The sequence below is a fragment of the Isoptericola croceus genome, from assembly GCF_029382255.1.
In the GTDB taxonomy this organism is placed as follows: domain Bacteria; phylum Actinomycetota; class Actinomycetes; order Actinomycetales; family Cellulomonadaceae; genus Isoptericola; species Isoptericola croceus.
Genome location: NZ_JARLLG010000003.1, coordinates 171,852 through 185,667 on the forward strand (window position 1 = coordinate 171,852; position 13,816 = coordinate 185,667).

The following is a 13,816-nucleotide window of genomic DNA, read 5'->3' on the forward strand; positions in this document are numbered from 1 at the left end:
GCTCCAGCGTCGGACACGCGTACACATCGGTCCAATGCCAGGATGTGTGGGAAGTCATCGTCTTGATCGATGAGTGGCTCGTATCCTGGCAGGATGACCGACGTCCCGCCTCCCGCCGCGCAGCTCGACCTGACCCGGCTCAGGGTGCTCGCCGCGGTCGCCCGCACGGGCTCCGTGACGGCTGCGGCCCGCGAGCTGCACTATGCCCAGCCGTCGGTGAGCCACCATCTCGCGCGGCTCGAGACCGAGGCCGGGATCCCCCTGCTGCAGCGTGCCGGCCGGGGCGTACGCCTCACCGAGGCAGGTCGGCTCCTGGCCGACCGCGCCGGGGAGATCATCGCCCGTGTGGAGGGCGCCCAGCGCGAGCTCGACGCCCTGGCCGGCCTGCGTGCCGGCCGGGCGCGCCTGGCGGCGTTCCCGTCCGCGCTCGCCACGATCGTGCCCGACGCCGTCACCCGCCTGCGCGACCAGCACCCGGGGCTCGGCGTGGGCCTGGTGGAGGCCGAGCCCCCGGAGGCGGTCGCCGCCCTGCGGGCCGGTGAGGTCGATGTCGCGCTCGTGTTCGAGCACACGGACGTCCACCACGCCCGCAGCGTCGATGACCTGTCGCAGTTCGAGGCGACGGCCGTGCTGGACGACACCGTGCACCTGGTGACCCCGGCGCCCGACGCGCCCGCGGCGGACTCCCAGGGACCGGCCGTGCTGCGCCGGCACGCCGAGGACACCTGGATCGCCGGGTGCGAGCGCTGCCGGGCGGACCTTCTCGCGCGCTGCTCAGCCGCCGGTTTCGCCCCACGACTGGCGTTCGAGACGGACGACTACGTGGCGGTCCAGGCTCTCGTCGCCGCCGGGGCGGGCGTCAGCCTGCTGCCCGGCCTGGCGCTGCGCGCGCACCGCAACCCACGGGTGGCCGTCACCGCGCTGCCCGGGGCGACCCGCAGCGTGCTCGCCCTCACGGTGGGGGCACCCACTCCCCCGGCCCGCGCACTCGTCGAGCTCCTGGTCACGAGCGGCGCGAGCTGAGGACGACCGTCAGCCGGGCAGTACCGTGCGACGCAGGTGCTCGCCGAGCCGCCGGTCGGGCTCGATCCCCGCGAGCATCGACCCGAACAGGACAGACTCGCCGATGCGGACGAAGGCGAACGCCGTCTCGGCGACGGAGAACTGCAGCGGGCCGAGCTCACCGAGCTCCTGCTCGCGCCCGATCAGGCCGGCCCAGCGATGGCCAGCAGGCGGCCGACGCCGCGCCGTCCGGTGCCGTCCACGTGCTCGCGCGTCCGGCCGAGCGTGCGTGCCGCCAGCTGCCAGAGCACGTCGCCCAGCAGCCGGTCACGGCTGCCGACGACGCGGTAGAGCGTGGCCCTGCTGACCCACAGGTCCTCGGTGAGCTGGTCCATCGCCAGCCCTCCCGAGGCCACGAACCGTCGCCGAGCCGCGCGCAGAGCGACCGGGTAGGTGATGACGCGGCCCCGGGAGCCGCTGGGTCGTTCTCGGTCGTCGACCACGATGTCGCACCTCCGTCCTCCGAGCATGCTCGCATGCATACCGTCTGGTCGGTTCGTCAAATCTGGCGCGTGGTGGCGGCCGCCGTCGGGCACCGCCGCTCAGACGAGGGAGTCCTGCCACGCGGCGTCCAGGGCCGCATATCGTCCCTGCTGCGCCACGAGCTCCTCCGGTGTCCCGTCCTCGACGATCCGGCCGGCCTCCATCACGAGCACCCGGTCCGCGATCGCGACCGTCGAGAGCCGATGGGCGATGATCAGCGCCGTCCTGTCGGCGAGCAGGGTCTGCAGTCCGCGCTGCACGAGGCGCTCCCCCGGGAGGTCGAGCGAGCTCGTCGCCTCGTCGAGCACGAGGACCGCAGGGTCGGCCAGGAACGCGCGGGCGAAGCTGAGCAGCTGGCGCTGCCCCGCGGAGACCCGACCACCGCGCTTGTTCACCTCGGTGTCGTAGCCGTCGGGCAGGCCCGCCACGAAGTCGTGCACGCCGACGGCTCGTGCCGCGGCCTCGACCTCCGCGTCCGTCGCGTCCGGGCGACCCAGCGCGATGTTCTCCCGCACCGAACCGCTGAAGAGGTAGGCCTCCTGGGTCACCATGACCACGGCCCGCCGCAGGTCCGTGGAGGCCAGCTCGCGCACGTCGGTCCCGTCCAGCAGCACCCGGCCCTCGCTCGCGTCGTAGAAGCGCGTGACGAGCTTGGCGAGCGTCGACTTCCCGGCCCCGGTGGAGCCCACGAGCGCGACGGTCTGACCGGCCGGGATCACCAGGTCGAGCTGCGGCAGCACCACGGGGCCCTTCCCGTAGCCGAACGTGACGTCGTCGAGCCGCACCTCGCCGCGTACGTGCCGCAGCGGGGTGGGGTGCTGGGGCTCGACCACGGTCGGTTCCTCGGCGAGCAGACCCGACACCTTCTCGAGCGCCGCCACGGCCGACTGCAGCGCGTTGTAGAACATCCCGAGCTGCTGGATCGGCTGGAAGAAGCGCTTGACGTACAGCAGCACGGCCACGAGGGCACCGAGCTCGAGCTGTCCGTCGACGACCCGCCACCCCCCGTAGGCGAGCGCAGCCGTCACCGTGACGTTGCCGATGAGCACCAGCCCGGGCTGGTAGCGACCGTTGACCCCGAAGATGCGCAGGTTCGCGTCGCGGTACTCCTCGCCGAGGCGGGAGTACGCCGCCTGGGTGGTCGGCTCGCGCCGGAAGGCCTGGACCGCGCGCATGCCGGTCATCGTCTCGACGAACTTCACGATCAGTCGCGCCGAGGTGGTGCGCTGCTGCCGGTAGTAGAGCTGCGAACGGCGCTGGAACCAGCGCGTCAGCAGCCAGGCCGGGAGCATCGCCGCCACCAGCACCAGCCCCGAGCGCCAGTCCACGTAGAACAGTGCGACACCGGTGAACAGCATGAGCATCAACGACGAGACGACTCCGGTGAGCCCACCGTCGAAGAGCTCGCGCAGCGCCTCCAGGTCCGAGGTCTGGCGGCTGATGACACGGCCGGAGGTGTAGGACTCGTGGAACTCGAGCGAGAGCCGCTGCGTGTGCCGGAAGACCCGCCGCCGGAGCTCCAGCAGGACGCTCTGGGCGACGTGCGCGGCGGCACGGACGTAGGCCCCGGCGCAGATCCCACCGAGCACCGCCGCCACGACGTAGGCACCACCGACCAGCGCGAGCCGCCCGGGGTCGCCGTCCCGCAGGGCCGGCAGCGCGGTGTCGATGCCCACCTGGACCAGGAGCGGTCCCGCCACCTGCCCGAGCGTCCCGACGACGACGAGGAACCCGGCCCAGGCCAGCGGGCGCCAGCGTGGGCGCAGGAGCTCGGCGAGCAGGTGCAACGAACGTCGCCGCACCGCTCGGGAGGTGGCATGGTCCAGCAGCGGGCTGTCGTCGGAGTGGGCACCACCCGGCTGCCCGTCCCCGGGTGCGGGGCTGGTCGTCGTCGGGGTCATCGGACCGCCTCCGTCTCGTGGTCGTGCTCGCCGCTCTCCCAGTCCTTCTCGAGCGAGGCGATGACGTAGCGGTAGTGGTCGTCGGACGCGAGGAGCTCGCGGTGGGTACCCACGGCGCTGATACGCCCCTCGGAGAGCACCGCCACCCGGTCCGCGAGCGCCACGGTGGACGGCCGGTGGGCGATGATCAGGCTGGTGCTGCCCGCCAGCACCTCGCGCAACCTGGCGGTGACGGCCTCCTCGGTGGTGACGTCGAGTGCGGACAGCGGGTCGTCGAGCACGAGCACACGGGGCCGTGCGGCGACGGCCCGGGCGAGGGCGAGCCGCTGGCGCTGGCCGCCGGACAGCGAGAGCCCTTCCTCGCCGATGCGTGTGTCGAGCCCCTGCGGCAGATCGTGCACGAACCCGGCCTGGGCGACCTCGACCGCCTCGTGCAGCAGCCTCTCGCGTCTCTCGGGAGGCACGTCGTCGTCGACGCCGAGCAGGATGTTGTCGCGCACCGAGGTGGAGAACAGGGTCGGGTCCTCGAAGGCCACGGCGATCGCTCGGCGCAGGTCGTGGCGACGCAGGTCGCGCACGTCGTGCCCGTCGATCTCGACGGCCCCGGCGGTGACGTCGGCCAGTCGAGGCAGCAGCATGGCGAGCGTCGACTTGCCGGAGCCGGTGAGACCGACGAGCGCCGTCGTCGTGCCGGCGGGCAGCTCGAGGTCGACGCCGTCGAGCACGGGCGCCGGCGCGTCGTCGTACCGGAAGCTGACGTCGCGCAGGACGACGTGGCCGCCGCCCTCGTCGACGGCGGCGAGGTCCTCGGGGTCGGCCGGGTCGGTCAGGGGGTTCGGTGTCTCGAGAACCTCGAAGTAGCGGTCGACGGCGGTGCGCGCGTTGAGCGTCATGGACAGGGTCATGCCGAGGTCGACCACGGGCCCGTTGATGACCGCGGCTGTCAGGAAGAAGGCGACGAGGGCGCCGACCGTGACGTGGCCGTCGGCCGCCAGCCAGACGCCCAGCACGAGGCACACGGCGAGCGTGAGCTCAGGGATCAGCTGCAGCGAGGTCGTGACGGTCGCCTGGTTGCCGGCCTTGCGGATCTCGGTGCGACGCAGCTCCTCCGCCTGCCCGGAGAAGGACTCCAGCGCGTCGTCGCCGCGGCCGAAGGCCTTGAGCACGCGGATTCCGTGCACCGACTCCTCGACGGTGTTGGCGAGATCTCCGGACTGGTCCTGCGAGAGCCGGGCGATGACCCGGTAGCGGCGGGAGAACCGGAAGGCGATGATCGTCACCGGGATCGCCCCGGCGAGGTAGACCAGCCCGAGCCACCCGGCGGTGGCGAGCAGGATGCCCACGCCGACGGCGATCGTGATGACGCTGACCACCAGCTGGAGCAGCCCGAAGACGAGCCAGCGGCGCAGCAGTCCCAGGTCGGCCATGGACCGGCTCAGGAGCTGGCCGCCGGACCACCGGTCGTGGAACGCCGGCGGCAGCTGCTGCAGGTGGCGGAAGAGCTCGGTGCGCAGCACCGCCTCCACGCGGGTACCCGGGTACATCACGAGGTTGCGGCGCAGCAGGATCAGTCCTGCCTCGGTGACGCCGAGCCCGAGCACGGCCAGCGTCGGCCAGAGCAGGGCGGCGTGGTCCTGCTCGGCGACGCCCTGTGCCAGGGGTCCCTCGACGAGCCGTTGGAGCACGCGAGGGATGGCGAGCGCCGCGAGGCTGGCCCCGAGGGAGGCGACGAGCCCGGCGACCAGCCGCGGCAGGGCCGGGCGGACGGAGGGCAGCAGGCGCAGCACCGAGGCGATCGTGCCGAGCTGCGACCCGGCGGGCACGGGACGTTCAGGCGGGTTGGACGGCATCGCCGCCATTGTCCCACCGCGGACCGACATGCTTGCCCGGGGCACGGCCTGCGGGTGACGGCCTCGCCGCCCCGTCGAGGTCCTCGCGCAGCGCCCAGAAGTGGTCGACAGGCCCGTGGCCGTGGCCGACGTCGAGCGCCTCACCGGCGGCGATGGCGCCGACGAGCCACTCCTTGGTCCGTCGCAGCGCCTGTGCCCAGTCGCCCTCACGGGCGTACCGGGTGACCAGCCCGCTGGACAGCGAGCATCCGGTGCCGTGCGTGCTCGTGGCCGGCACGCGAACGCCCGGCAGCTCGACGACGACACCGTGCGGCCCGACGAGGGCGTCGGGGACCTGCTCGCCGGCCAGGTGGCCACCCTTGGCGACCACCAGGACTCCGTGCCGGCCCGCCAGCCGCACCGCCTGGTCGACCACCTCTGCCCACCCGCCCGCGGTGGGCTCGGCGAGCAGGACGGCGAGCTCGGGCACGTTGGGGGTCACGACGTCGGCGCGCTCGAGCAGACGGCGCAGCGCGTGCTCCGCGACGGGATCCAGCAGCCGGTCGCCAGAGGTCGAGACCATGACCGGGTCGACCACCACCGGTGAGCTGCCCGCTCCCCCGCCGTCCAACCAGCGCGTCACGACGTCGGCCGCGTCCGCCGTGGCCAGCATCCCGATCTTGACCCCGTCCAGCGTGACGTCGGCGGCGAGCGTGTCGAGCTGCTGGGCGAGGAACGATGGCGGCGGCACGTGCACCGCGGTCACTGCCTGCGTGCTCTGGGCCGTCAGCGCCGTCACCGCGGCCATGCCGTATCCGCCGGCGGCTGCAATCGACTTCAGGTCGGCCTGGATCCCCGCGCCTCCCGACGGGTCGGACCCGGCGACGGACAGTATCCGCGGTACCGGGCGGGGCTCCCAGGCGGTGTTCGGAGGCGCCGTCAGGCTCGGCGGCATGGGCGACATCCCTTCGTCAGTGCTGGCTGCTTCAGGTTCGACGGGTGTGATCTCAGCTCCCGGTGGGTGCACCCCGTGTCGTGGGCCCACCGTAGCGCGACCGGCGATCCTGCCGATGCCCCGCGCACCCGTCGCGTCGCACGCTGAGCACCCAGCCACCGGCTCCCGCGATCCGTCCGGTCGTCGCCGAGGACGGCAGGACCAGGGAGCCCTGTCAGAGAGGACGAACTGGCCCGCGCCGCACTGGCCGCACAGCCTGGTCTCGCCCGCCGAGCCGCCCTCGATGCCGAGTCTCGTGACTACGCGGCCGGCATGCTCGCCATGCTCTCGGGCCGTGCGGTGGACGCCGCGGCACCGCTTCGCCGTGCAGCCGGCCGAGGCCTCACCGGCCACGACCCGGAGCGGCTGCTGACGGCCGCGGGCGCAGCACTGCTGACCGGCGACGTACGGGCCGCGTGCCGGGCCGGCTGGCGAGCAGCCCAGCAGTCCGGTCGGACCAACACCGCGGCCCACCACCGGGCGGTGCTCGCCCTGGCGGCGTCGGTCCAGGGACCGTTGGGCGACGTGGCGGATCATGCCAGGGCAGCACTCGCGACCGCTCGCCGCCACTTCCTCGCCCAGCCCGTGACGCTCGCCGAGTGGGCCCTCGCACGGGCCGAGCTCGCCGCGGGACGGCCCGCCGACGCAGCAGGTCGGCTGCGTTCGCTCTTGGCGTCGGCCGACGGCGGAGCTCACTTCGCGCTGCGCGGCCTGGTGCTGCCGACGTTGGTCGAGGCCGCCGCCGGGGCCGGGGACCATCGGACCGCACGCGCCGCCGTGCCCGAGCTGACCTCCTGGAGTCGCTCGGCATCCGATCCGCAGGGTCCGGCGCTCCTGCTGCGCTGCCACGCGCTGCTCGCCTCGACGGACGCCGAGACCGACGCGCGGTTCCGGCGCGCGCACGCGGCCCACCGCAGAGCCGGTGGCAGCTTCGAGAGCGCCCGGACCCTGCTGCTGCACGGCAAGTGGCTGCGTCGCCGTCGCCGGCCGAGCGAGGCCCGCCGCGCCCTGCGCGACGCGCTCCAGGTGCTCGAGCGCTGCGGCGCCGCGCCATGGGTGGAGCTGGCCCGCGCCGAGCTCCGCGCCGCGGGTGCCGCGCAGGACGCCCCCACGTCAGTCGGCCTCGCCGGCCTCACACCGCACCAGGCACGGATCGCGAGCTGTGTCGCCGCCGGCCAGACCAACCGGGAGATCGCGGAGCGCCTGTCGGTGAGCGTGCGGACGGTCGACTGCCACCTGCGCAACATCTTCGTCACGCTCAGGGTGCGCTCGCGCGTGGAGCTCGCCCAGCAGGTCTCGGGCGCGGAGCCCGCCTAGAGACCGACTGATCGGTATGCCATGCTGTGGCCTGGCGGGACGACACCGGCGTCGTCCGCGAGGAGGAGTCATGCCCGACGGCACCATCCTGGTCGCACCGTCCCGACGGTCCGGTGCGCACCAGGGTTCGTCCTGGTCCCGACACCGGCTCGTCGCCTCGCTGCTGGACGGGACGTGCCTGCTGGCCGACCTGCGCCCGGCCTCGGCAGCACTGGCGATGCCGGTCGACGGCCGCTACCAGGTCGTCGCGCTCCAGGGCCCAGGGCCGGCACCCCTCGCCGCCGGTCGTGCCGCCGTCAGCGGACCCGGCTCCCGGGTGCACTGGCACAGCTCGCGCCCCGTCGAGCACGGGATCATCCTGGTGGAACCATCCGCGGCGGGGCGGCCGTACCCCGCCGACCCTGAGCTGCCCGCTGAGCTGCCCCCCGGTGTCCGGATGGGGGTCGGGATGCCCGTGGACGGGCTCGCGTCCCTCGCCGACGGTCGGCGGCAGGCCGAGACGGCGCTGCGGCTGTGCCCGCCCGACGGCGGCACGGTCCACCTGGCCACCCACCTTCCCGCGGCGCTGCTCAGCGCCGACCCAGCGCTCGCCGGCCAGCTCTGCGACCAGGTCCTGGGGCCGCTGGGACCGCTGGTCGGTCCGGGCAGGCAGGTGCTGCTGGACACCTTCGCGGTCTGGCTCGCCACCGACGGCTCCACCCGGGAGGCGGCCCGACGGCTCGGCTGCCACCGCAACACCGTGACCAATCGACTGCGGCGCCTGGAGGGTCTCACCGGTCGCCGTGTCGATCGGCCCGGCGACCTGGTCGACCTCACGCTCGCCCTGCACGCCCACCGCGCCGTCCACCGGCCGGCCGACGGTGACCTACGTGCGGGGTAGCACGTGCCGCAGGGCATCACCGAGCGTGACGACACCGATCAGGTGCGTGCCCTCCATCACCACGGCCAGCTGCTCGCGGGCTCGTCTCATCCCCGAGAGCACCTCGTGGACGGGCTGGTCCGGGCCGATCACGAACGCCGGACGGGCCAGCTCGCGCGCCGGGCGGTCGGCGGGCTCGAGCAGGGTGTCTCGCACGTGCACCACCCCCGGCACCCCGCCGTCAGCCGCCTCGACGAGGATGCGCAGATGGCTCGAGGTCCTGGATGCCTCCTGCAGGTCAGCGACGCTCGCCGACACCGGCACCGCCGTCGGCCGAGCCCCCGGGGCCACGAAGGACGCGGCCCGTCGCGTCGTGAGGTCCAGCGCCCCGGACAGGGGACTCCGGATCGACGCATCGATCGTCCCGACCGCGGCCGAGTGCTCCACGAGGTGCCGGATCGTCGCCGCGTCCTGCCCGCCGACGGCTGCCCGCTCCACCGGCTGCACGCCGGTCGCGGCCACGAGCCGGTTGGCGACCGAGTTGATCCACAGCAGCAGCGGGCGGAAGAGCCAGACGAACGCCCGCGCGGGTGGGGACACGAACATCGCCGACCGCTCCGGGTGCGCGATCGCCCACGACTTGGGCGCCATCTCCCCCACGACCAGGTGCAGGAACGTCACGAACAGCAGCGAGAGAGCGAACGACGCGGTGTCGGCCAGCCAGAAGGGCAGACCCCAGGACGCCAGGACCGGCGTGAGCCAGTGGTCCACCGCCGGCTTCGTCACCGCTCCCAGGGCGAACGTGCACGCCGTGATGCCGAGCTGAGCACCGGCCAGCATGACGGTCAGCTCGTTCGAGGCGCGCAGCGCGGCCCGAGCACCCCGGCTCGTCGTCGCCGCCTCCTCCAGACGGTGCCGGCGGGCACCGAGGAGCGCGAACTCGATGACGACGAAGAACGCGCTGAGCACGATGAGTCCTGTCGTGACGGCCACGACGGCCCACGCGTCGTTCATCGGGATCCCCCCTCGTCCGCCCCACCGGCAGGCTCGACGTCGGTCTCCTCCGTCAGCGTGACCCGCACCACGGAGGGCACCCGCCGCTCGACCTCGAGGACCTCTGCGTGCACGAACCGCCGCACCGGCTCGTGGCGCGCCAGGTCGGCGGGCTCGGTCGGGAGCTCGACGTCGACCGTCTCGCCCACCTCCGGCAGGTTCCCGCAGCACGCGATGACCAGGCCGGCCAGCGTCTCGTAGTCGCCGCGTGGCAGGTCGTGCCCGATCGCACGCTCGACCTCGTCGAGGTGCACGTCACCGTCCATGCGCCACGCGTCCGGGCCCTCGGTCTCCACGACCTCGTCGTCGTCCACGTCGTGCTCGTCGGTGAGCTCGCCGACGATCTCCTCGCCCAGGTCCTCGAGCGTGAGGATCCCGGCGAAACCACCGTACTCGTCGATCACGCAGGCCAGCTCGTTGTGCTCCGCGGCAAGCTCCGCCAGCGCATCAGGCAGCATCATCAGCGTCGGCACGACCGTGGCTGGCCGCATGATCTGCGAGACCTCCTGCCCGTCGTCGGGCGCCGCCAGCACGTCGAGCAGGTGGACCACGCCGACCGGCTGGTCCTCGTCCGAGGTGACCGGGTACCGGGTGTGGGCAGCGGCCATGAGTGCGCGAACCTCACCCACGGTGGCGCCGGCGTCGATGGTGTCCACGCGCGAGCGCGGCACCATCGCGTGCTCGACGTCACGCTGGGGGAAGTCGAGGATGCGGTCGAGCATCATCGACAGGTCCTCGGGCAGGTCGCCGCTCTCGCGCGAGTCCGCCACGATGTGCTCGAGGTCGCGGGCGGTCGCACTGGAGTCGACGTCGTGCACCGGCTCGATCCGGATCAGGCGCAGGAGTGCGTTCGCAGCGTGGTCGAAGACCGTGATCAACCAGCCGAACGCGCCGAGGTAGATCTGCGTCGACCGTGCCAGGCGACGCGCCAGCGGTTCCGGGTCCGCGATGGCCAGGTTCTTCGGGAAGAGCTCACCGAAGATCATCTGCACGACGGTCGAGGCGGCGAGCGCCAGCACCGTGCCGACCGCGATGCTCACCCCGGCGGGAACGCCCACGACACCGAGGATCTCTCCCAGGCTCTCACCGACCAGCGGCTCGGCGACGTACCCGACGAGCAGACCGGTGACCGTGATGCCGAGCTGCGCGCCCGAGAGCATGAACGAGGTGCGCCGGGTGACCGCCAGCGCACGGGCGGCGACGGCGTCCCCAGCCTCGGCCTGCGCACCGAGGCGTGAACGGTCGACGGACATGTAGGCGAACTCCTGGGCCACGAAGTACCCGTTCGCCGCGATGACGACAGCGATGACGACGAACCCCAGGAGCAGGGTGGCCACGGCGATCAGCAACGGGCACCGCCGTCCGTCCGTGCGCCGGCGGTGCCCGGCCTATCGTCACTGTCTGCGGATGCCGCAGGTTTGCTCACGAGTCGTTCCACGCCTCCCAGCGAAGTTGCCTGGGCAGGATCCTAGCTCGCCCGGCGCCCCTGGGCAGGGACCGAGAGGACGAGGCGCAGCACGTTGCGTGCGGTGCGCTGCAGCTCTGCCCGGGTGATCCCGCCCGGCGTGCCGAGGGACTCCAGCAGCGATCCGTCGCCGGCACCGACCTCGCGCCCCCAGGCGCCCGGCATGTTGACGTCCACCTGGGCGCGCACGCGATAGGCGTCGTTGCGCAGGGCCGGGAAGTCAGGGTCGACGCTCTCGCGCAGCCACCAGTCGGTCATCACCGCGCCGGCGTATCCCCACTCGCCGCGCAGGACCGTGGTCACCAGGTCGTGGTGGTAGTGGCCCCAGGTGCCGTTGATCTTGTTGTACGACGTCATGACGGTACGGGGTGCCGCCACCCTGACGCAGATCTCGAAACCGCGCAGGTAGATCTCGCGCAGCGCACGTTCCGAGACCCGCGAGTCGTGGTGCTCGCGGTTCGTCTCCTGGTTGTTCGCCGCGAAGTGCTTGGGACACGCCGCCAACCCGGCGTGCTGGATGCCACGCACGGTGGCCGCGCCCATGAGCCCGGTCAGCAGCGGGTCCTCGGAGAAGTACTCGAAGTTGCGACCGCACAGCGGGTCGCGCTGGATGTTCATGCCGGGCGCGAGCAGGATGTCCGATCCCTTCACCGCCATCTCCTGGGCGAGCAGCGCGTTGAGCTGCTCGACCAGACCCGGGTTCCAGGTGGAGGCCAGCGCCGTCCCGCAGGGCAGCAACGAGGTGTGCGTCGCCAGCCGGATCCCTGCCGGGCCGTCGGTGGTGGTCAGGGCGCGCACGCCCTTGGCGCGCAGGGACGCGGTGGTCCCACCGAGAGCGCCCGCGTTGCCAGGGGCGCCGAGAGCGGAGTCCATGACGTAGTCACCACGGCTCAGCGCCTCCAGCTCGTCGTCGTCGAGCTGGGCGAGGAACGTGTCGAGGTTGGCGTGGCCCCCGGCGACGTCGTCGAGGGTGATGCCGCGGTCACCGGTGGGCTCGAGCGGCGCCGGCAGGTGGGCCAGCACCCGCTCGCGGCGCGCGACGGTCGCGACCGGTACCTCGTCGTACGCGGCCACCGTGCCGCCGTCGTGCGCCGGGCGGGCCACGAGACGCTCGAAGACGTGCTCCGGGCGAACGGCCGCGACCTCGTCGAGCCGGCGCACGACCCGTAGCTCGGGCACCTCGACGCCACCGCACGTCGTCGCGGACCGGACGTCGGTGCCGAGCAGCACCTCGTAGCGCCCCGCCTCCAGGACGTAGGCCGAGCGGTGACCGGTGACGCCCGCGTCGTCGTAGGCCGCGACGTCGTCCAGCACGAAGCGCAGCTCGAGCGTCTGGGACTCCCCGGGAGCCAGGACGCGGGTCTTCGCGAAGGCCGCCAGGTGCCGGGCGGGCCGGCCGAGCACACCGTGCGGCGCGCGGACGTAGACCTGGGCCACCTCGGTGCCGTCGTGCGTGCCGGTGTTGGTGACCTCCACCGGCACGACGACGGCACCTGACTCGTGCGTCATGCCCGTGCAGCGCACGTCGAAGGTGCTGTACCCCAGCCCGTACCCGAACGGGTAGAGGACGCGCTCGGGCGCGAACGTCTCGAAGTACCGGTAACCGACGTAGACGTCCTCGACGTACTCGTTGAACTCCGTGCCGCCGAAGTGTCCTGCGCTCGGGTAGTGGTCGTAGCTGTCGGCGATCGTGGCGGTGAGCTTGCCACCGGCCGGCATGGCGCCGGTGAGCACGTCGACGACGGCCCGCCCGGACTCCATGCCGCCCTGCCACGCGAGCAGCACCGCGTCGAGGGCGTACTCACGCGTCCAGGCCAGGTCGATGACGTTGCCCGTGTCGACCACGACGATCGTGCGCTCGAACGCCGTCGAGACGTGGTGCAGCAGGGCCCGCTCGTCGTCCGTGAGGTGGAAGCTGCCGGGCTCGAGCGCCTGTTCGCGCGCCTCGCCGGCCGACCGGCCGATCACCACGAGCGCCAGCGGCGTGCGCCGGGCCACCGCAGCCACGTCGTCTGCCGTCAGGGGCATCTCCGGGTGCGATCGCGGCCACGTGCCCCACTCCGGCTCGGCCTCGACCGGGTGCTCGGCGCACCAGGTCTCGTACCGCTCGGCAAGCTCGGCGTCCACCTCGACGGCGTCGCTGGCGCGCATCGCGTCCAGGAGGTTCCAGCGGTAGGGCGGCCGGACGTCGCCACCGGACCCGTAGCCGACCGTGAAGTAGTCCTGCTGCACGCGGCCGAAGACGGCGATGGTAGCGCTCTCACCCACAGGCAGAAGACCGTCGTCGTTCTTCAGCAGGACGATGCCCTCGGCTGCCGCCCGGCGGCAGGTCTCCCCCATGCCGTCCGGGATCCAGCGGTCCTGCGACTGCAGCCGCACCCGCCCCTGGGCGAGCTCGTCGGTGCTGTGCGCGGCCACGCCGATCCCTGCGTCTCGTTGCATCACGCCCGGTACTCTACGTGGCCCACCGGCGCAGGGCGCCCGCGAGCGCCTGCTCCTCGGTCCGCCGACGCGTCGTCCCTCCCGGCACCTCGGCGCCCGGGCACCTGCGGGCAGGTGTGGCTACCGTGGTGCCGTGAGCATCCGGGTGCACGTGATCGTCCACGGCACGGTCCAAGGTGTCGGCTTCCGATGGGCCGTCGGGCAGGGTGCTCGCGCCGCCGGGGTCGGTGGGTTCGTCCGCAACCGCCCCGACGGCACGCTCGAAGCTGCCGTCGAGGGCGACGAGCACGCCGTAGAGGACGTCCTGCGCCTCCTGCGCACCGGGCCGGCAGCGGCGCACGTGACGCACGTCGACGTCGAGCAGGTGCCGTTGCGCGACCAGCGCTCGTTCACCGTCGGTTGACCCGTCGG

At 73.1% G+C, this 13,816-nt stretch carries 11 protein-coding genes and 1 riboswitch; of the genes, 4 read left to right on the top strand and 7 right to left on the bottom strand.

Translation table 11 applies throughout. The features are described 5' to 3' along the window. Positions 1-93 precede the first annotated feature (93 nt). The gene (locus PZC42_RS09435) at positions 94-1,023 is read left to right on the top strand and encodes a LysR family transcriptional regulator (protein WP_277210368.1); all 930 of its coding nucleotides are present in this window, start codon (positions 94-96) and stop codon (positions 1,021-1,023) included. A gap of 182 nt (positions 1,024-1,205) precedes the next feature. Here the strand turns inward: PZC42_RS09435 and PZC42_RS09440 are convergent, their stop codons facing one another. From PZC42_RS09440 to thiD, 4 genes are all read right to left on the bottom strand, one after another. Then, the gene (locus PZC42_RS09440; protein WP_277210370.1) at positions 1,206-1,505 is read right to left on the bottom strand and encodes a hypothetical protein; all 300 of its coding nucleotides are present in this window, start codon (positions 1,503-1,505) and stop codon (positions 1,206-1,208) included. Positions 1,506-1,604: 99 nt separating this feature from the next. Further along, positions 1,605-3,446 (bottom strand): ABC transporter ATP-binding protein, encoded by a 1,842-nt coding sequence (locus tag PZC42_RS09445; protein WP_277210372.1) that lies wholly within the window; start codon positions 3,444-3,446, stop codon positions 1,605-1,607. Next, on the bottom strand, positions 3,443-5,305 hold the full coding sequence (locus tag PZC42_RS09450; protein ID WP_438802939.1) for an ABC transporter ATP-binding protein: 1,863 nt from the start codon (positions 5,303-5,305) through the stop codon (positions 3,443-3,445). Before PZC42_RS09450 ends, PZC42_RS09445 begins: the two co-directional genes overlap by 4 nt. Further along, positions 5,277-6,230, bottom strand: a complete 954-nt coding sequence (gene thiD / locus PZC42_RS09455) for a bifunctional hydroxymethylpyrimidine kinase/phosphomethylpyrimidine kinase (RefSeq protein WP_277210376.1) — start codon at positions 6,228-6,230, stop codon at positions 5,277-5,279. Before thiD ends, PZC42_RS09450 begins: the two co-directional genes overlap by 29 nt. Further along, positions 6,222-6,316, bottom strand: a riboswitch (TPP riboswitch). (Overlaps the previous gene by 9 nt.) 226 nt (positions 6,317-6,542) lie before the next feature. On the opposite strand from thiD, the gene PZC42_RS09460 reads away from it, so the two are divergent. Beyond that, positions 6,543-7,586 (top strand): helix-turn-helix transcriptional regulator, encoded by a 1,044-nt coding sequence (locus tag PZC42_RS09460; RefSeq protein ID WP_277210378.1) that lies wholly within the window; start codon positions 6,543-6,545, stop codon positions 7,584-7,586. Positions 7,587-7,656: 70 nt separating this feature from the next. Further along, positions 7,657-8,466 (top strand): PucR family transcriptional regulator, encoded by an 810-nt coding sequence (locus PZC42_RS09465; RefSeq protein ID WP_277210379.1) that lies wholly within the window; start codon positions 7,657-7,659, stop codon positions 8,464-8,466. On the opposite strand, the gene PZC42_RS09470 is transcribed toward PZC42_RS09465, so the two are convergent. The 3 genes from PZC42_RS09470 to PZC42_RS09480 form a co-directional block, all read right to left on the bottom strand. After that, complete coding sequence (locus tag PZC42_RS09470; RefSeq protein ID WP_277210381.1) at positions 8,452-9,459, bottom strand: hemolysin family protein; 1,008 nt, start codon at positions 9,457-9,459, stop codon at positions 8,452-8,454. The genes PZC42_RS09465 and PZC42_RS09470 overlap by 15 nt on opposite strands. After that, complete coding sequence (locus tag PZC42_RS09475) at positions 9,456-10,847, bottom strand: hemolysin family protein (RefSeq protein ID WP_438802940.1); 1,392 nt, start codon at positions 10,845-10,847, stop codon at positions 9,456-9,458. The genes PZC42_RS09470 and PZC42_RS09475 overlap by 4 nt, the downstream gene beginning before the upstream one ends. A 119-nt stretch (positions 10,848-10,966) precedes the next feature. After that, on the bottom strand, positions 10,967-13,405 hold the full coding sequence (locus PZC42_RS09480) for a beta-glucosidase (protein WP_277210764.1): 2,439 nt from the start codon (positions 13,403-13,405) through the stop codon (positions 10,967-10,969). Between the two features lie 133 nt (positions 13,406-13,538). On the opposite strand from PZC42_RS09480, the gene PZC42_RS22525 reads away from it, so the two are divergent. Beyond that, positions 13,539-13,808 carry an acylphosphatase gene (locus PZC42_RS22525; protein ID WP_277210383.1) on the top strand — a complete coding sequence of 90 codons (270 nt, stop codon included), beginning with the start codon at positions 13,539-13,541 and terminating at the stop codon, positions 13,806-13,808. The last annotated feature ends 8 nt before the right edge of the window (positions 13,809-13,816 follow it).